The 18,430-nt window shown below is 71.3% G+C and carries 9 protein-coding genes; 1 reads left to right on the top strand and 8 read right to left on the bottom strand.

Annotation, left to right across the window (positions count from 1 at the left end):
* The first annotated feature begins 34 nt into the window (after positions 1-34).
* A complete protein-coding gene (locus tag ACZ4RZ_RS11180; protein ID WP_467743721.1) occupies positions 35-976 on the top strand; it encodes an alpha/beta fold hydrolase in 942 nt (313 codons plus the stop codon).
* 76 nt (positions 977-1,052) lie between these two features.
* Here the strand turns inward: ACZ4RZ_RS11180 and fxsT are convergent, their stop codons facing one another.
* From fxsT to ACZ4RZ_RS11140, 8 genes are all read right to left on the bottom strand, one after another.
* On the bottom strand, positions 1,053-4,988 hold the full coding sequence (fxsT, locus tag ACZ4RZ_RS11175) for an FxSxx-COOH system tetratricopeptide repeat protein (RefSeq protein WP_467743720.1): 3,936 nt from the start codon (positions 4,986-4,988) through the stop codon (positions 1,053-1,055).
* On the bottom strand, positions 4,985-6,310 hold the full coding sequence (locus ACZ4RZ_RS11170; RefSeq protein WP_467743719.1) for a TIR-like protein FxsC: 1,326 nt from the start codon (positions 6,308-6,310) through the stop codon (positions 4,985-4,987). Before ACZ4RZ_RS11170 ends, fxsT begins: the two co-directional genes overlap by 4 nt.
* A gap of 98 nt (positions 6,311-6,408) precedes the next feature.
* Entirely contained in the window at positions 6,409-7,116 is a 708-nt protein-coding gene (locus ACZ4RZ_RS11165; protein ID WP_467744304.1) for an AAC(3) family N-acetyltransferase, read from the bottom strand.
* A gap of 58 nt (positions 7,117-7,174) precedes the next feature.
* Entirely contained in the window at positions 7,175-9,334 is a 2,160-nt protein-coding gene (gene fxsBH / locus ACZ4RZ_RS11160; protein WP_467743718.1) for a radical SAM/SPASM protein FxsBH, inactivated beta-hydroxylase extension form, read from the bottom strand.
* 572 nt (positions 9,335-9,906) lie between these two features.
* Complete coding sequence (locus ACZ4RZ_RS11155; RefSeq protein ID WP_467743717.1) at positions 9,907-11,373, bottom strand: GAF domain-containing sensor histidine kinase; 1,467 nt, start codon at positions 11,371-11,373, stop codon at positions 9,907-9,909.
* A gap of 25 nt (positions 11,374-11,398) precedes the next feature.
* Positions 11,399-12,436 (bottom strand): rod shape-determining protein, encoded by a 1,038-nt coding sequence (locus tag ACZ4RZ_RS11150; RefSeq protein WP_467743716.1) that lies wholly within the window; start codon positions 12,434-12,436, stop codon positions 11,399-11,401.
* A gap of 140 nt (positions 12,437-12,576) precedes the next feature.
* The gene (locus ACZ4RZ_RS11145) at positions 12,577-17,388 is read right to left on the bottom strand and encodes an SAV_2336 N-terminal domain-related protein (protein WP_467743715.1); all 4,812 of its coding nucleotides are present in this window, start codon (positions 17,386-17,388) and stop codon (positions 12,577-12,579) included.
* A complete protein-coding gene (locus tag ACZ4RZ_RS11140) occupies positions 17,378-18,391 on the bottom strand; it encodes an AAA family ATPase (protein WP_467743714.1) in 1,014 nt (337 codons plus the stop codon). The genes ACZ4RZ_RS11145 and ACZ4RZ_RS11140 overlap by 11 nt, the downstream gene beginning before the upstream one ends.
* Between the last annotated feature and the right edge of the window lie 39 nt (positions 18,392-18,430).

Raw genomic sequence — 18,430 nt, 5'->3', positions numbered from 1 at the left:
CGGGGCCGGGGGAGACCGGGGGAGGGGGAGCGCTGTGCGTGACCATGTACGGACGGCGGACGGGCGGCTGCTGCGCGTCGAAGTCTCGGGGGATCCGCGCGGTCGCCCGGTGTTCCTGCTGCACGGGATGCCCGGCAGCCGGGTGGGACCCCGGCCGCGGTCCATGTTCCTGTACCAGCGCGGCACCCGGCTCATCAGCTACGACCGCCCGGGGTACGGGGGTTCCGACCGTATGCCCGGGCGTCGCGTCGTCGATGTCGTCCACGACGTGGCGGTTGTCGCCGATGCCCTGGGCCTTGAGCGGTTCGCGGTGGCCGGGCGGTCCGGAGGCGCACCGCACGCGCTGGCGTGTGCCGCGCTGATGCCGGAGCGGGTGACGCGGGCCGCCGCGCTGGTCGGGCTGGCGCCGCGGAACGCGGAGGGGCTCGACTGGTTCGCCGGGATGGCGCCGTCGAACGTCAACGAGTTCCGGACCGCGTTCACCGATCCGGAGCGGTTCGTTGCGCGGCTGATTCCGCGGTCGGCCGCGATCAGGCGCGACCCGGTGCGGCTCCTGCAGGAGTTGCGGCACGAACTCACCGACGACGACCGGCAGATCGTGTCGGACAACACGATCCGGTCGATGCTGCTGCGCAACTACCGGGAGGCGTTGCGGACTTCGCCGTACGGATGGATCGACGACGCGTTGGCGCTGACCGGGCACTGGGGATTCGAGCCGGCGCAGATCCAGGTACCGGTGCTGTTGTGGCACGGCGTGAAGGACGTCTTCTCGCCGGCGTCGCACTCGTCCTGGCTCGCCGCCCGGATTCCGCGGGCCACGGCCGTCCTCGAACCGACCGCGGCGCACTTCGCGGCGTTGCGGGCCCTGCCGAAGGTACTGACGTGGCTGCTGGGGGACACACGGGTCTTCGCTCCCTCCGCCTCTGGCCGTCCCGTACCTGGGGGCTCCCGGCCCCGGACCTCCGCTTCGGCCTGAACGGTCGCGTCCTCAAACGCCGGAGGGGCTGATTTTCAGCCCCTCCGGCGTTTGAGGACGGAGCCCCCAAGGGCCCTCACACCGCCAGCGGCTCCAAGTCCCGGTAGATGCGGCGCTCGTCCGCCGCCACCCGGGTCATCCCGTTCTCGTCGCCCAGCAGCGTGCGCAGCTCGCCCAGGGCTTCGTCACGGAGGCGGCGGGCCTCGTCCTTGTGGCCCAGCGCGGAGAGCGTCAGCGCGGAGTTGGTGACGATGGCGAGGGTCTCCGGGTGGTGGGCTCCGAGGACCGCGCGGAGTTTGACGACCGCGTTCTCCTCCAGCTTGCGGGCCTCGTCGAGGCGGCCCTGGTCGGCGAGGACGTTGGCGTAGTTGATGCCGGTGAAGAGGGTGTGGGGGTGTTGTTCGCCGAGTACCTCGCCCATGCGGCGCAGGACTTGGCGGAAGACGGTTTCGGCCTCCTCGGTGTCGCCGCAGCCCCAGTGGAAGATGCCGAGGTTGTTGAGGGCGGCCTGGGTGTAGGGGTGGGCCTCGCCCGGGACCTTCATGTACTCGGCCAGCGCCTCCCGGGCGACCTCGCGCGCGGCCTCCCGCTCATCGGCGGCGAACAGGTCGGCCGCCATGTTCAGATCGCAGGCGAGCGAGTCGGGGGTCGCCTTCGGGTACTGCGTCCGGTACTGCGCGCGCGTCGCGGTGGTCAGCCGGCGGGCGTCCTCGAACTGGCCCGCCCTGCGCAGCGACACGGCGAGCGACTTGGCGCAGCTCAGCGTGCCGGGGAACTCCTTGCCGAGGATGCGCTTGTGCGCGTCGTAGGCGCGGGAGAGGAGCGAGACCGACTCCGTGTAGCGGCCGACCTCGCGGAGGTCGCGGCCCAGGCGGGCGGCAGAAGCGAGGGTGTACGGGTGGTCGGGGCCGAGCACCTCGATCCGCCGGTCGTAGGTGTCCTGGTCGATGGCACGGGCCTCGCCGTAGCGGCCGACCATACGGAGCGCGAGCGCGAGGTTGTTGGCGGCGCTGAGGGTGCGGCGGTGCGACTCGTGGAAGATCTGGCTGAAGCCTTCGTGCGCCTCGCGCGCGAACTCCACCGCCGACCCGTACACACCGAGTGCCGCGAGGTCGCTGGCGAGGCCGGACATGGTGACGTAGGTGTGGGGGTGCGAAGGGCCGAGTACCCGCTTCTGGCGTTCGAGGAGTTCGGTGTTGATGTCCCGGGCCTCCACATAACGGCCCTGCGAGCGCAGCACGTTGCCGAGCTGGCAGCGCAGATACAGGTACTGCACGTCGTCCTCGCCGAGGATCGGCTTCCAGTGGTCGAGGAGGTCCTCGGCGAGCGCCTGGGCGCCGGGGAACTCACCGCGCTTCCACAGATAGCGGACGCGGTCGATGAGCAGCCTGCGGGTCTGCGCCTCGGTGCAGTTGCGGGCGTCGGAGGCGCTCAGGTGCGGCCAGATGACCGCGAACCGCGGCCAGGTCTCGGGGTCGTCGATCGGTTCGTCGCCGTCGGGCCGGCAGCCCGCGAGCACCGTGTGCACGACGTGCCGGGCGTGCCGCTGCTCCTCCTCGGTCAGCTGCGAGCGGATCACCGCCTGGACAAGGCGGTGCACCTGGATGCTGTTGCTGACCTGGTCGACCTTGGCGAGCGCGAACCGGCCGATCTCCCGGATGACCCGGCCGAGCAGCAGACTCTCCTGGAGGGCGGGGTCGTACGGCTTGAGGGCGTCGATCATCTCCTTGCTGTAGAGCAGGTGGGAGGAGATCGGTTCGGCGGCCAGGAACGCGCAGAGCTGCAACAGCCGTACCGAGGCCGGGGAGCGTTCCCGGAGCCTGGCTATGGAGATGTTCCAGGTCGCGGCCACCGTCTTGGGGTAGTCGGCGGGCTGGTTGAGGTCCAGCACCTCCGTCGTCTGCTCGGCCAGCTGCCGCAGGTACTCCTCGATCGGGGTGGCCGTCTCGGCGAGCCAGGCCGCCGCCTGCTCCACGGCCAGCGGCAGGTCGCCCACCGCGACCGCCACCTGGTCGGCCTCCTCGGCGCTGAGCCCCGAGGCGCGCCGGGTGAGGTGCTCCACGCTCTCCTCGCGCAGGAACACGTCGATGGGCAGGGAGGCGCCCTGCTGCGCCCAGGCCTGGTTGCGGGAGGTGACGAGGATGTGCCCGCCGCCTCCGGTCGGGAAGTAACGGGTGAGCCGGGCGGGGTCGTCGGCGTTGTCGAAGACCAGGATCCAGCGTTTGGTCGGCGCGCCGCGCCCCAGCATCTGCACGGCTTCCTGGCTGGCCAGGTTGATGTCCTCGCCGCCGGGCGCGCCGATGCGGGCGGCGAGTTCGGCGAGTGAGGAGACCACGTTGCCGGGGTCCTCGGCGGAGATCCACCACACGAGGTCGTAGTCCGCCATGAACCGGTGCACGTACTCCAGCGCCACCTGCGTCTTGCCGACGCCGCCGAGTCCGAACAGCGCCTGCGGCTGCGGCAGGACGACCGAGATGCCCCCGCCGAGCTGATCGCGGACCCGGTCCAGGATGACATTGCGGCCGGTGAAGGTGTTGTTGCGCTGGGGCGCGTTCCAGATCGCCGGGGTGCTGCCGGGGAAGCGGGGACCGGAGGGGCCGCCGTCGAGGGGCCGGCCCGGCAGCTCCAGGACGCCGAACAGCGCGGTGACGCACTGGGACTCGTCGAGTCGGTGCAGATCGACCGGGTTGTGGTCGAGATACGACTCCGGCAGCCGGACCTCGTCGACCCGCAGCGGAATCAGTGTGGCGCCCGGGGTGTCCGTGTCGGACTCGATGAGGGCACGCCATACGGCGTCGGCGTTGCGGGACTTGCGAAAGGCGTTCGACAGCAGGACGAGGTGGTGTGTCGCCGAGTCCTGGTGCTCGACGGGTCCGGTGGCGATGTCGTGCGGGATGACATTGCAGCCGGCGCGCTTGAGGAGCGCCTCGGCCCAGTCGGCCCACATGCGGTTCTCGGCCGCGTACGTGATGACGACGTCCGCCGCGGTGGTCATCGGCCGCCGCCGCAGGAACGCGTCGCGGCAGCGCAGCCGCACCGGCTCCGGCACCGGCGGCAGCGTGGTGACCTCGCCGTCCGAGATGACCGCGGTGAGCCGTTCGAAGGCGGACAGCAGCGAGTTGGCGATGCCGCTCTCGTCGCCGACGGTGGCGAGCGTCTCCTCGTACGCGTAGTACGGGCGGTACGGGATCTCGACGGCGCCCCAGTACGCGGTCAGCTCCTCGCCGCCGAGCTCCTCGCCCCCGAGCCCCTTGGGCAGCCCGTCGAACTTGAGCCGGGCCAGCGCCCGTCCCGCGTCGACCTTCTCCTTCTCGCCCTCGTCGATCCGCATCGGCACGGGCAGCACCCGGATCTTGCGCTTGCGGTATCCGTCCTCGACGCTGCGGGCCACGGCCGCCGCGCCGTCGAGGGACTGGTCGCTGAGCGTGAAGCAGTCCACGAGCACATCGGGCATCTGCATGGTGCAGATGTCGGCGTTGTCGGACAGCCCGGTGCGCGAATCGATCAGGACGTAGTCGTACGAGGCCTTCATGTCGTCGCGCAGCGCGTCGAGGAACAGCCCGCCGCCGAGCCGCTCGTAGAAGTTGTCCCATTCGAAGGACGACACGGTCGCGGAGTACGAGCGGTCCTGGCGCCCGGCGGAGAGGAAGTCGAGCGAACCGCCTTGCACGAAGCGCAGCCCGAGCCGCTCGGGGGTCAGCGAGATGGCGTGCTGCTCCACCCGCGCGTAGTCCAGGTGCCAGGCGCCGGAGCGCTGGGTTCCGGTGGTCGCGGCCCAGGCGTACTCGTTGATGATGTCGATGACACCGGTGGTGGCCGCGAGCGCGTTGGGGTCGAGGAACGGGTGGAAGAAGCGGTGCAGACCCGGGGCCTCCAGGTCCCAGTCGACGGCCAGGACGCGTTTGCCGTTGGCGGCGAGGATCCACGCGGTGTTGGCCAGGGCCATCGTGCGGCCGGTGCCCCCTTTGTACGAGTAGAAGGTGATGATGCGTCCGTCCTGCGCGGCCGTCATGCTTCTTCTCCTCCGTGGTCGGATCCGCCTTCGGGCAGCGGCGGGTGGGTGGGGCCCGTGATGGGGCCCATCAGGCGGGGCCTGCGGATCGGCGGGCCCGGCGGCGGATGCGCCTCGGCGTGCTTGAGGTACTGCCGGGTGGCGTGCGCGACGACGGCCGGCAGGACGTCGGTGAAGGCCTTCAGGGTGGGTACGCCGTTGACGGCGACCCGGCAGTCGGTGCGCCGGCCCCGGTCCAGGATCAGCGGCAGCGTGCGCTCCAGGTCCGTCGCGAGCTTGCGGCCCTCCTCTCCGTGGCACTGGATGTCGGCCCGGTTCCACGGGACGATCGCGCTGACCCAGGGGCGGGCGTTCGCGTCGAACGCCTTGAGTCTGCGCGTCCGTTCCTCGTCGGTCAGCGCCCACCGGTCGATGAGCAGAATGCCGGGGTGGCTCGGCGCCGCCTTGTCGGAGTCGTCCGTGACCAGGGTCTCGCCGGTGTCCTCGTCGTCGAAGGACGACACCGTGATCCGGTAGTCGAGCGAGCGGATCAGCTCCTCGGCGAGCGAGGGCAGCGGGCGGGTCGACTCCGAGTGGTACGGGTTCCAGTCCTGCGCGTCCTCGCCGTACGGGCGGGCGTCGCGGTGCTCGGGGATGCTGTGCCGGGTGGGCGCCGCCACCGTCAGATGGATGCGCCGGGGGCCCTCGCCGCGCGGCTTGAACGCGCTCGGCGTGCTCTCGTAGGGGCGGGGCCTGCTGGACGGCAGCGGCGACTCGTGGGCGACCCGCACGATCCGCTGGGCGAGCCCGAGAACGGTCTCCTCGTACTCGTCGTGCAGCCGGTTGAGCTTGATCAGACCGTAGATCCCGTTGGCCGCGTACCGGTCGCCGAACGCCCCCTGGTCCACATGTATATGCCGTACGGAGTCGGGAAGTTGGGCGTAATCGATATGCGTCCACAGTGCGGGGACGATGGTCGGAACGGCACCGGAACCGGCCGCCCGCGCCCGCAGAATACGTTCATTGAACGCGAACCATTCCCGGCCGCAACTCTCACTCGTGAAGTACCGCGGCGAGAACAGTGGCACGAACACCCGGCACGTCGCGAGATTCTCACTGAGCTTTTCCGGCCATCCGTCACCCGAGCGCATCTCCCGGTCCATGAAACCCGCGGGCGCGCCCGCGGGAAGATCCGTGAGCGCCATGATGTGGTCGCACAGATCCGTGAAGAGGACGTGCACCCAGTGATCCGGATCGCCGCCGCCGGGCCCCCAGGCCGGCGTGTGGGCGTAACTCAGGAAGAAATAAGGCCGGTTGTCCGAAGCCCGTTCAGGTATGTCCACGCGCCCCCCTGCCTGTGGATGAGCCCCTACGGGATGTTCGGTTCACCTGGCCGGAACCCACAATCTTCCCGACCGAGCGCCCGAACGGGTTGCCTCTTTCACGTCAATCCATGGCGATATCCAGACATCTGGACACCGGCGTGGTCGACGGCGTCCCGCATCCCGAGGAGCAGCACGGTTTTTCCCGCCACTTCCCGTTCCGACACAAGATCACGCGGCAGCCGCGCCCCGATCGCCCCGAAGTCCCCGTCGTAGAGCACGATGTCCTCGTACGAGGTCCACTGGCCCTTCTCGCCCAGCACGCAGTGGTATGCCCGTCGCGCGGGCAGGGGGCGCATCCGGTACTCGGCGAGATGGAACGCGCTGCACACCTCGAACCCCACGCGGAACAGCAGGACTTGGGCGTCGGCGGCGTACAGCCTGGCCAGCGGGGAGCGCTCGCCGAGGTGGCAGTGCGGATCGTGGTCGCCCAGCAGCTCCCCGGCCCGGGGGCCGAGCCCGGCCAGCGAGGTGTGCGGATGCCCGCTGCGGGCGGCGCCCGGGGTGGTCCGTACGCATTCGGCGAGCACGCCCATCGACGGGCAGGGCGTCGTACCGGGATCGAACGGGGGCACCGACGCCCGGAACACCGCCTCCTCGTCCTCGGACATACCGTCGGTGAGCGCCTTGTACGCCCGGGAGGTCAAGGAGTTCTCCGGCGAGAAGGCGGGCACGACGAGCGTGCCGTCGGGGCCGAGCGCGTCGAGCAGCGCGTCCCGTACGTCGGTGTCGCGCAGCCCAGCACCGCCGAGGGAGGCGTGGGCCATGAGAATGCCGCCGGTCTGCACTCCCAACTCGGTGAATAAGTCGGCCAGTTGGTCGCGGTCAGTCACGGTGGCCCGCCCACTCGGTCCGGAGCTCCTCGGCCAACACCGCACCGGTCTCGGTGAGTTCACCGTCCGGCCGGGCGGCCAGCTGCTCCAGGGCGCGGCCCGCCCGCCCCAGCGCGGCGGCGTGGGCGTCGTCGTGGCCCTTCCAGTACGTGGCGGCGCCGAGCTCCCGGCTCACCTCGTCGAGCAGCCGCCCGGCCCCGTTGCCCGGCACGTTCAGATCCGCCGTCTCGCGCAGCGCCGTGAGCCGCGCCAGGCGTCCGGTGCGCGGCAGTTCACGTACGAACTCCGCCGGCTCGAAGTCGACGGCCACCCCCAGCGCGCCGAGCCCGTGCGCGCCGAGCCGCACCCCTGCGCCCGCCACGAGCGGGGTGACCGTGGTGGCGAGCAGCGCGTTGACGTCGGCACGCCAGCCGGGCTCGCGCTCGTCCATCAACTCGTAGGCCGCGCACAGTCGTTCGGTGAACTCGGCGAGCTCGCCGGGGTCGAGAGGCGGGGTGACACGGGCGGGGTAGCAGTCGCGCAGGGGGTCGGCGTCGTCGAGGAGCAAAGGGGTGCCGTCCGCCAGGGTCATGCGGTGCAGGGGGCGCCACCCGGTGGCGTCGTCCTCGGTCGCGTACTCCGTGCCGTCCGCGGTGCGCACATGGAGGCGGCCCGCCGTCACCGCGACCTCGACGCGGCCGGGCTCGGGGAGGGTGAGGGTTCCCAGGGTGGGAAGGTGCAGGTCGTAGGTGGGGTGGTCCCAGGTGAGTTTTACGTCGACCTGAGCACGCAGGGCGGCGACGGCGACCGCCGCGGCGAGCGGCCCAGGAGTGGTGACCCGGTCGTGCAGGCACTGCTTCAGCGTGGTGTGGAAGTAGGGGTGGGCGATGATCTCGTCGACGTGGCGTGTGGCTCCCGCCGCGCCGTCCAGGTACACGAAGGTCCGCCACATCTCGTCCCAGTCCGGCTCCCCGGCGTACCGGTACGCGAGGCGGGAGAGCAACCTGCGGTTCAACTCACCCTGAGCGAACGAGAGTTCCTCCCTGTCGCCCACGGCCGGGCTGAGGGTGTGGTCGGTGATGCGCTCGGCCACGCCGTCGACGAACGCGCGCAGGTCGGAACAGAACACGGATGGATTGTCGAAGCCGCGGCCGCTGCTGTACCGGTGGGCGTAGAGCCCTCCGCCGCACGATTCGATCACCGGGCAGCGGCGGCAGGTCGCGCTGACGCCCGCGAGGCCCAGCTGGCGCGCGCGAACGCCGGGATGCCGCGCGAACTCCGCGAAGCGATGCTGAAAGACGTCGTAACCGGTCGCCGGGGCCCCGTCGTACGCCGTCTTCAGCGAGTCCGCCTGCTCGAAGCTGCCGTCGGTCTCCACCACCGCGAGATCGCTCGGCGCGAGCCCCATCGCCTCCGTCAGGCTCGGCCCGCCCTGAAGGGTGCTGAGGACCGACTCGAAGGTCCGCACCGAGACGGTGCGCCCCTGCTGGTCCCAACGGTCGAAGATCTTGAGCAGCCAGTCGGCGTACGCGGTGGGCGAGTCGACCGGTCTGGGCGGTGGACTGTCCCAGGTGGAGTGCGGCAGCAGATAGTCGATGCGAGGCGGATGCAGCGAGGCGAGCGCGTCGTGCACGGCGACCGGATCATTGGCCACGTCCACGGTGCACAGCAGACCGCTGTAGAGATGCCGGTACTCGGGTGTGCGCAGCAGACTGATCGCGCGCAGCACCCGGTCGTAACTGCTCCGCCGCCGACGATCACGCCGGTGCCGGTCGTTGGCGGCACGGTCGCCGTCGAGCGAGATGCTGACCTTGACGCCGAATTCCTTGAACACATTGAGATGACGTGTGTTGAGCTGCACGCCATTGGTGTGAATGCGGAGATCGAGAGCGGTGACCGGGGCGATGGTACGAGTGAGTTCCGCACAGATGTTTCTCATGCGCACGGGACCCACGAGAAGAGGTTCGCCACCGTGAAGGATCACGGAAACGGACGGGAGTTTTTGTTCTTCCGCATAGTCCGCGAATCGTCGGGCCACTTTTCCGAGCGTTTCTTCGGAAATGAAGGTCGGACGGCCTTTCCAGCTCTGATCGGCATGCTCGTACACATAACAGTGATCACAGGCGAGGTCGCATCGACTGTGGATCTTGAGAACGAGCTGCTGCAGCTTCACGGGGTGAGGATAGTGCCGACGGGGGGCTGCTTGTAACGCCAACCCCTTGATCGGTCAAGGCGATTGACGGCTCCGGCGCACGAGCGCGGGCGCACTGGGCGGTCGTTGTACCGCCGGATGCGCCCGCGCCGAAGTCTGTGCGATCTACCGCGTCTAGAGTGCCGAGTCAAACGTGATCGGCTTGGCCGGACGCCGCCCGGGGATGTCGGTCACTCGACCGGCGGACCTCACGGCGGCAGCCCCGAGCGGGTCGATGGCCGACAGGGGAGTGTGCGGCCGGCGCACGGGTCTGGGGGCGGCGGAGTGGTGCGTCGCCGGCGTCACCGAAAGGTTCATTTTTGGGACTTTCGTTGGGTTGAGTGACTGTCGAGGCGGAGGCTATCAGTTGGATCTATGGTGCGGGGTTGATTCTTCCTAGATTTCATGCTTAGCGCCGAGTCCAGGTTTTCGCAATCGGAGCGGGGCCGACAGTGTGAATCCGATTTCCGGGCGACGCGAAGGCTCGGCCGGAGAGACGTCAGTTCGGCGGGTGCCGGTTGCGTGCGGCGGTGACGGCTCGCGGCGGTGACGGCTCACAGCGGTGACTGCCAGGTGAACGTGGTGCCCGCGCCGCCGTCGCCCGTGCTGCCGTCGTCGTAGACCGTCAGGCGGACCCCCGCGCGGCCGTCGGGCAGGGTCGCCGTCGCGTCGACCGTGACGTCGATGCGGGACACCCCGGCGCGGCGGGACGCGACGGCCAGCGCACGGCGCAGGCTCGCGAGCAGATGGCCGGCCACGGACTCCGGGACACGGCTCTCCACGGCGCCGGTGAATTGCGTGGACGGCTGGAAGCCGAGGATCGCCGCCGCGCCGGCCGTCTCGCGCAGCACCTTGCCGTGGAACGTTGTGGGGGCGTCCGCCGGGGGCTGCTGCAGCGCGAAGATGGCCGTACGGACCTCCTGGACGGTGGACTGCAGCTCGTCGACCGCCCGGCCGATCGTGGCGTGCACGTCCTCGCCCGAGCCGCCGGCTTCCGTGTCACCGCCGGCGCCGATGCTCCTGCGCTGCGTGGATTCGAGCATCATGCCGGTCGCGAACAGCCGCTGAACGACCAGATCGTGCAGATCGCGCGCGATGCGGTCACGGTCCTCGTAGACCGCGAGGCGCTCGCGGCTGTGCTGGGCGTCGGCGAGGACCAGGGCCAGCGCGGCCTGCGAGGCGAACTGTGTGGCCAACAGCCGTTCCACGGAGGTGTACGGCCGGTCACCGCGCCGGCGAGGAAGCGCGAGCGTGCCGATGAGGCGGCCGCCCGCCTGGAGGGGAAGCATCATGCTGGGCCCGAAGCGCGTCCGTACATGGGTCGTCATCCGGGGGTCGGTCGCGGAGTCGTCGATGAACACCGGCTCGCCGCCCAGGAGTTGTTCGAGGACCGGGCTGCCGGGCGCGATCGTGGTGCCCACGATGTCGCCGGGGTCCTCGAGCGTGGAGGCGGTCACGATCTCCATGCCGCCTTCCACCGTCGGCTGGAGGATGACGCCCGCCGAGGCGTCGGCGAGGATCCGGGCCCACTCGGCGACGGTCGTCAGCGCGTCGGCGGGGGCCTCACCGGTGAGCAGCGCGGTGGTGACGGCCGCCGCGCCCTCGATCCACCGCTCGCGCTGCCGGGCCGTCTCGTACAGCCGGGCGTTGGCGATCGCGATGCCCGCCTGGGCGGCGAGGACACGCAGCAGCTGCTCGTCCTGGTCGGTGAACGGGCCACCGGACTTCTCGGCGAGACACAGATTCCCGAACACCTCGTCATTGACGCGGATGGGGACGCCCAGGGAGTCGTCCGTCCGCCCCACGAAACTCCTTCCGCCGGACTCGGACAGCTCCGCCGTAGCGATCTCCATCAGCCCGTCGTGCCCCGGGTCGGCCATGCCCAGCGCCGCGTACCGGGCCCCCGTCAGCTCGGCGGCGCCGTCCACGATGCGCTGGAGCGTGGCCCGCAGTTCGAGGTCGGTGCCGACGCTGAGAACGGCTTCCAGGAGGGCCGGCAGGCGGGGGACGGGGTCGGTCATACGGGTCCCCTGGGACGTTGGGCCGTCAGTTCGCCAGCGGGTCGAGGACCAGCGGCTCGATCTTGCCCTCCAGCATGTAGCCGAGCCCCTGCACGGCACACACGTCGGGCCGCTCGGCGATGTGCACGGGCATGCCCGTCGCGTGCCGCAGCATCTGGTCGAGGCCCGGCAGCAGCGCGCTGCCGCCGACCATCATGATCCCGCGGTCCGCGAGGTCGGCCACCAGGTCCGGCGGGCACGCGCGCAGCACCTTCCCGATCCCGTCGAGCACCGCGGTCAGCGGGGTCTGGATGGCATTGCGTACGGCGGCGGTGTCGACCTGCACGGAACGGGCCAGGCCGGTCGCCACGTCACGCCCGTGGATCTCTGTGGACGCGGGGCCGTGCGGGGTGAGCCCGTTACCGGAGAGGGCGAGCTGCAGGGGCCGTACGGCCTGACTCGGCAGCATCAGCTCGTGCTGATGCCGCAGGTGCTGCACGATCGCGTGGTCGACGGCCTCGCCGCCCACCGGGATGCGCTCGGCGGTGACGATCGAGCCCAGCGACAGCACGGCGAGCTGGGTCGCGGCGGCCCCGCACACCATGACCATGGTGGCTTCCGGCCGCTCGACGGGCAGACCGCACCCGACCGCGGCGGCGATCAGCGTGTCGACCAGCTCGACCCGCCGCGCCCCCAGCCCCACCAGCGTCTCGATAGCGGCGCGCTGCGCCAGCGGGTCGGCGTCGTGCGGGGTGCAGGCGGCGGCCCGCAGCCGCGGTTTGCGGCGCAGGGTACGGCGCACCTTGTCGCCGAGCAACTGACGCAGCATGCGCTGGGCCATCTCGATGTCGACGACCGTGCCGCCGCTCACCGGCCGGACGACACGGATGTAGTCCGGTGTACGGCCCGTCATCTTCTCCGCGAACTCGCCGACCGCGATCAGCGCGCCCGTCTTCGTGTTGATCGCGGCGACGCTCGGCTGGTCGACGACCAGACCCGCGCCCCTCACGTACACACGGGTCCGCGCCGCGCCCAGGTCGACGGCGAAGTGACAGCGGCGAAGCTGCTCCAGACTGACGGTCATGGCAGTTCCTCCCGAGAGCGCAGACCGTGGGGTTCCCGCCGGGCGGCGGTCCTCTCTCGCATCGTGCGGGGGGTGCGGCGGGGGCGCCTTTTGTGGGGGGCCGGGTGGGGTGCGGCTGGATGGGTGGACTTTGGTGAGCCCTAGGCGGTACGGATCGCTTCGAGCACCGGCTCCAGGGAGCTGACGGTGTGTTCGCAGCCCGCCCGGGTCAGACGCTTCTCGCTCGCTTCGTTGCGTGCGTGGCCGATGAAGGGGAGGCCGATGGTGCGGGCGGCGGTCAGCTCGGCGACGGTGGAGCCGATGAGTACGGCCTCCGAGGCGGAGACGCCCAGCTCGTTCAGGGCGCGGTGGAGGCAGTCGGGGTTCGGCATGAGCAGGGTGAGGTCCTCGGAGCGAGCGTGCACCCCGCCGGTCACCGCGTTGGTCAGCCCTCGGCCGTCCAGATAGGAGGCGACGGCGCGCCGTGAGGTGTCCGCCACGACGGCGGGACCTCGGCCGGTGGCGGCGAGGGTGCGCACCAGGACGTCCGCATGAGCGATGGGCCGCGCCGAGAAGGCGGCCCTTGACTCGATCCGGTCGAGTTCCCGGCGCAGATCGGCTCCGAGCCGGTGGTGCGCGAACGCGCGCAGCAGGTCGAGCGGGTTGGCGTACCCCTCCAGGGGCGCCGCGGACACGCCCTCCGTCAGCAGGGGCTCACCGCTCAAGGCCGCGTCGGGATTTCGCAGTTCTACGAGGAGAGCGGCGAGCTCGTGAACGACTGTTTCCGGCGCCACTCCGTCCAACAACCGGGTCAGCGTGCCGTCGAAGCCGAGGAGCACGCACTCCGCGCCCTCGAGGACGGCCTCCAGCGACCGCTGTCTCGCCTCCGCCCTGCGCTTCCAGGGGTTCCTCGCCGGGTCGGGCGGCGGAGCCTGCGGCGGCGGCGAACCCGCACTCAGCCGTACGGTGCACACCACCGACAGCCCCGGAACCGGCCATCTGCGCAGCCCCTCGTGCACCGCGCGCTTGGCGGCGCCCGCGCGGTGCAGGGTATGGCGGCGGGTGATGCGCCCGGCCTCCCTGACGAGGTGGTCGAGCAGTTGCCCGGACACGTCGGCGGTCTCGCTGCGGACGAAGGCCACGGGGTCGTCGACATGCCAGGACAGTTCGACCGACGCGGCGAAGGTGCTGCGTCCGGAGCTGGGCAGGAACAGCTCGTGCGTGGCCCCGTGCGTGGTGAGGTCGACCTCGTAATACGTGATCAGGGACCGCGGAGGGCGCTTGCCGAGCGGGCGGTCGAGGTTGAGGAGGGCCAGCGAGCTGTCGGGCTCCGTGTGCACGATGGCGGCGCGGCCCTGCTCCGGGACGCGAATCCGGGTGAGGTCACGGATGGTGAACGGGCCGCGCACCAGGTCGCGTGGTACCGGTTCGGGCTCCGGGGCGCGCTCCGGCAGGTCCAGGGGGCAGTACCAGGCGAGGGGCGGTCCCTGTGTCCGCCCGTGCAGGGGGAGGAAGCGGGCCGGACCGACGGTGGTGGCGCCGCTCATGAGTTCTTGGTGCAGGACGGGGGAGAGGACGACCACGACGTCCCCGTCGGAGTCGGCCAGGCCGGTCAGCAGGTCGGTTGTGGCCGGGCGGTCCGCGCGGGCGAACTGCGCGGTGTGCCAGAAGGTGACCCGGATCCTTGGCGGGTCCTCCAACTCCAGTAGCGCTCCCGGCAGTTCTCTTAGCACCGAGTTCAGTGCCGTCAGTACGGATGCCTCCGGTTCAGTGATGACCACGTACCCGTTGTCGCGGCCGAGCAGCTCGTACTCGTTGGGGGCCATGTCGCTCAGGGAGAGCAGCCAGGTCAGGATGCGGCCGACGGTGCTGTGGGTTCGGGGGTGCTCGCCGGGGGTGATGTACTCGACGACGACGGTGGGGCTGCCGCGTTCCGGGGTGGCGCGCAATTCGCGGTAGAGCTCCAGCATCGTGGGGTTCGGCTCGCTGTACTGCTGCTCCTGGAGCTCCTCATACGCCTCGTACGACTCGATGGCCTCGGCGATACGGCCCTGGCCCTGCAGGGCGAGGATGTGCAGCCGCCGGAAGTCCTCCCGCTTGGGATGGGAACGGAGGAGTTCGGCGAGGTCGGACGCCGCGCGCTTGAAGCGGCCGAGCTCCAGGTCGATTTCGGCGCGAGTGGCGCAGAGGGTGAGACGGAGGGCGCGCAGACGGCCGCGGGTCGTCTCGGCGGCGGGGCCGGGAACGCCGTCGACGGGCTGGCCGTCCCACAGGCTGAGGGCCTCCTGGACGGCGCGGCGAGCTCCCGCCGGGTCTCCGCCGTCCCGACGGGACTTCGAGACGGCGATGAGTTCCTCGCAGAGGTTCAGGTCCACGCCGCGGGGGTCGGCGTGCAGGGCGTAGCCGTCCGCGGTGGTGGCCAGGACTCCGGGGCCCAGCGTCCTGCGCAGACCGGCGGCGTGCGCGGACAGGAGCCGTTCGGCGCGCTGAGGGGGGTGCTGCCCCCACAGTCCCGCCGTCAGTTCGTCGTAGGTCACCGGCTTGCCGCGCCGGAGGAGCAGCATGCACAGCAGGGCCTGCTCCCGCGGCGCGTTGACGGCCAGGGCGCGGCTGCCCTCGCTGATCCGCACGGGGCCGAGCAGACGGTAGCGGTGCCGGGTCGCCTCGCTCGCCTCCAGTACCTCGGCGAAGGAAGGAGTGAGGAAGAGGTCCCTGCCGCGGCGCTGGGCTTCCGTGTCCGTGGAGGTGAGCGGGGTGAGGGCGTCGTCGAACAGCGTCCTGAACTCACCAGGAACTCCGGCGAGTTCTGCTGCGTGCACCCCTCCGGCCAGTTCCCTGAGCAGGTGGCCGAAGTCTTGGAGATCCTTCGACTCGTTGCGCTCACGCTCCGTCCCCAGTGCGAAGTGAGAGATCTTCAGGCTGCCGTCCGGCCGTACGAGCAGGCCGTTCGGTGCGAGCCGACCATGGGCGACGCCCCGCCAGTGCACGGCCTTGAGAGCCCGTGCGACCTGCTGGGCCAAGGGCGCGAGCAGCGAGAAGGGCAGACCGAAGCCCCCCTCGGCCGTCAGCTCCGCCACCGTGAGTCCCTCCACGAACTCGGTGACGAGATACGGGACGCCCCCTTCGATGCCGAAGTCGTGGACGGCGAGCAGATTCGGATGCCCGACCCCGGCGAGAGCCCGCGCGTCCCTCAGGAACTCCGCGTGGCGCTCCGGCCTCACCGAGGAGTACGCGTGCACCGCCACGGTGCGGTCGCCCCGCGTGTCCTCGGCCCGCATCACCTGATTGCCCCGTCCCAGCCGCCGTACGAGCCGGTACCGCCCGAGCACCAGCCCACCCGGCGGTGGCGGTGCCACCCCGCCCAGCCGCCGCACACTCTCCTCCCGCACCGCCGCGAACGGCTCGCCCACCGAGGCCGAGGCGTCGCCCCCTGGTGCCAGCACCGGGAACTCCCCGGCGGCCACCCCCGCCCGCGCGTCGATCAACGCGCCCATCCGGGCAAGGAGTTCGGTCGTACGGCTGTGGGCGGTGCGCGGCAGGGTGTGCAGGAGGAGTTCGCGTACGCCGGGACGGAAGGCGTACGAGCCCGGTGGGCCCGGGGTGCTGCTGAGCACTCCGCTGAGGATGACCTCCGCGAGATGCTGTGGCTGCGGGTTCTTCTCGATCGCGGTCTGGACCAGCCGCATCACCGGCAACTCCGGCCGTCCGACGGCGATATGGCCGGCCAGGCGGAAGGCCTCGGGAGAGGCGATGGAGCGGAAGCGGAGGACGAGCTCCTCGGGGGAGAGCTGTTCGACGTCGCCTCGGCCCTGGTCGTCCACGGGGGCGTGCGGTGGAGTGGGCTCCAGCAGGGCGATGGAGCCGGTGAGTTGGCCTGCCCGTCCCACCAGCGACGACCAGTTCGCCAGCCAGGGCGCGGACGGCTCCAGGACCGGCAGGGGGAGCACGCCCGGGTCCGTGAGGCCTTCGGTGACGTAGGAGTCCACGGTGTATGTGGAGTTGGGGGCCGCCGGCCACGGCGCGGCGATCCGCGCGGTCGTGGCCGGCAGGGCGGTGGTGCGCCACAGGCGTTCGGGCAGCGGCTGGAGCACGGCCACCGGCATCCGGGCCGCCCAGCGCCGCAGCGTGCGGTACCAGCGGGTGCCCGCCGGTCCGCCGCCCCGCCACTGCGGGCCCATGCAGTCGCTGACCAGGAGGGTGACCGTGCGCCCGTCGGCGTACGACTCCTGCGAGCCGGGGCGCCGTACCGTGCCCTCGGCGGTCAGCTGGTGCACCTCCACCGTGCGGAAGACGCCCGACTGGGCGAGCGCGGTGTGCAGCTCGCGGACGAGCGGGCGCCAGACCGGCATGGTCGGCCCGGCGTCGTACACGAGGTGCAGGGTCAGCCAGCGCTCGGTGGCGGGGCGCAACACGGGCACCCACCACTGCGGCGCCGCACCGAGCCGCGCGATCCGGTGCGCGGTCGCCTCCTCGTCGAGCTCCTGGCCGACGGGCGCGGGCACCCGGCGCTTGAGGGGACGAAGGGTGCGCTGGAGTGCGAGGGGGTGCGGCAGCATCGGGGGAGCGGGGGCGAGGAGCGTGGTGTACCGACCGGTTGTCCGGTCGTCCACCGCATCGCGGTCGTCCCCGGTACCGGATTGCGGGAGCGACAAGGGGACGCGGTGGTCCGGGCGGTGCGGTTCAGCGGGCGGGTTCCAAGGCGGTGCGTTCCGCGGTACTTCCTCCGGCGCGCGCGCCTGCCCGGACGCCTCCGACGGCCGCGGGGCCGAGTCGTGGCGCCCGTCGGGGCGGGGTGCGTCGGCCGCCACCTCGTCCGGTCCCTCGACGTGCCCCGCGAGCCACAACAACTCGGCCAGCTCGACAGAGGTCGGCGCCTCCCCACCGCCCAGCCGCGCCAGCAGCTGGGCGAGTCCGGCAAGACCGGAGAGCCCTGCGGGCCCCCGGTCACCCTCCCCCTCGGCCTCAGAACTCATCGTCGTCCCGAGTCCGGCTCAGATAAGGCATCAGCTGTACCGCGAGATCGTCGCGAGACGCCGCGTCGATTCCGGCCGCCCCGGTGAGGTAGATGGCGTTCAGGAGCTGGTCCGTGGCGAGTTCGCCGCCGGTGCCACGGGAGAGGAAGCGGGTGATCAGTTCGCGGCCGTAGGCGTCGGGCTCGCCGAGGTGGGCGCGGACGATGCTTTCGAGATGGGCGTCGCGCGGCTGGTGGAGTTCGAGGCGGACGCAGCGGCGGAGGAAGGCGGGCGGAAACTCGCGTTCGCCGTTGCTGGTGAGGACCACGAAGGGGAACGCGCGGCAGCGGATCCGGCCGCGGGAGACGGTCACGCGGTCGTCCGTGCCGGCGATCATCACCTCGGCCGCGGGCGTGTGCCGTGCGGCGCGAACCAGCTCGGGGATCTCGTACTCGCCCTCCTCCAGGATGTTCAGCAGGTCGTTCGGCAGGTCGAGGTCGCTCTTGTCGATCTCGTCGATGAGGAGGGCCCGGGGGCGGCGATAGGGGAGCAGAGCCGTGCCGAGCGGACCCAGACGCAGGTGGTCCTGGAGTCCGCTGTCCGGGGGGAGTTCGCGCGCGGCGGCGCGCCCGGCGGCGTACAGGCGGGAGAGCGGGTCGTACTGGTAGAGGCCGTCGTGGAGGGTGGTACGGCTGGTGATGTTCCAGCGCAGGACCGGGCCGAGCCTCAACTCACGTGCCACCGCGTACGCCAGGCTCGACTTGCCGCTGCCGGGCGGGCCCGTCACGAGCAGCGGACGGCGCAAGTACAGTGCGGCGTTGACGAGTTGGACCGCGCGGTCCGTGGCACGGTAGGTGCGGGCGCGGTGCCTGCGGTCCGGGGAAGCGGCCGAGGTGTCGCCGTCCTCGGCGGGGGTGTCCAGCTCGGGGCCGCCGTCGAAGTCGCGCCACGGCGGCGGTGCGGGGAGCTTCGCGATGCCGTCGTGGGGCTCGCTCCCACCCGTGTAGACGGGCCACAGGGACATGGTCTCTCCTTGCCGGTGCGTGCCGGTCGTGCGACCGAC

It is taken from the genome of Streptomyces sp. NPDC027189 (assembly GCF_055566975.1).
Note: the sequence above shows the minus strand (reverse complement) of the source record. Positions and strands in the feature narration are given on the sequence as shown.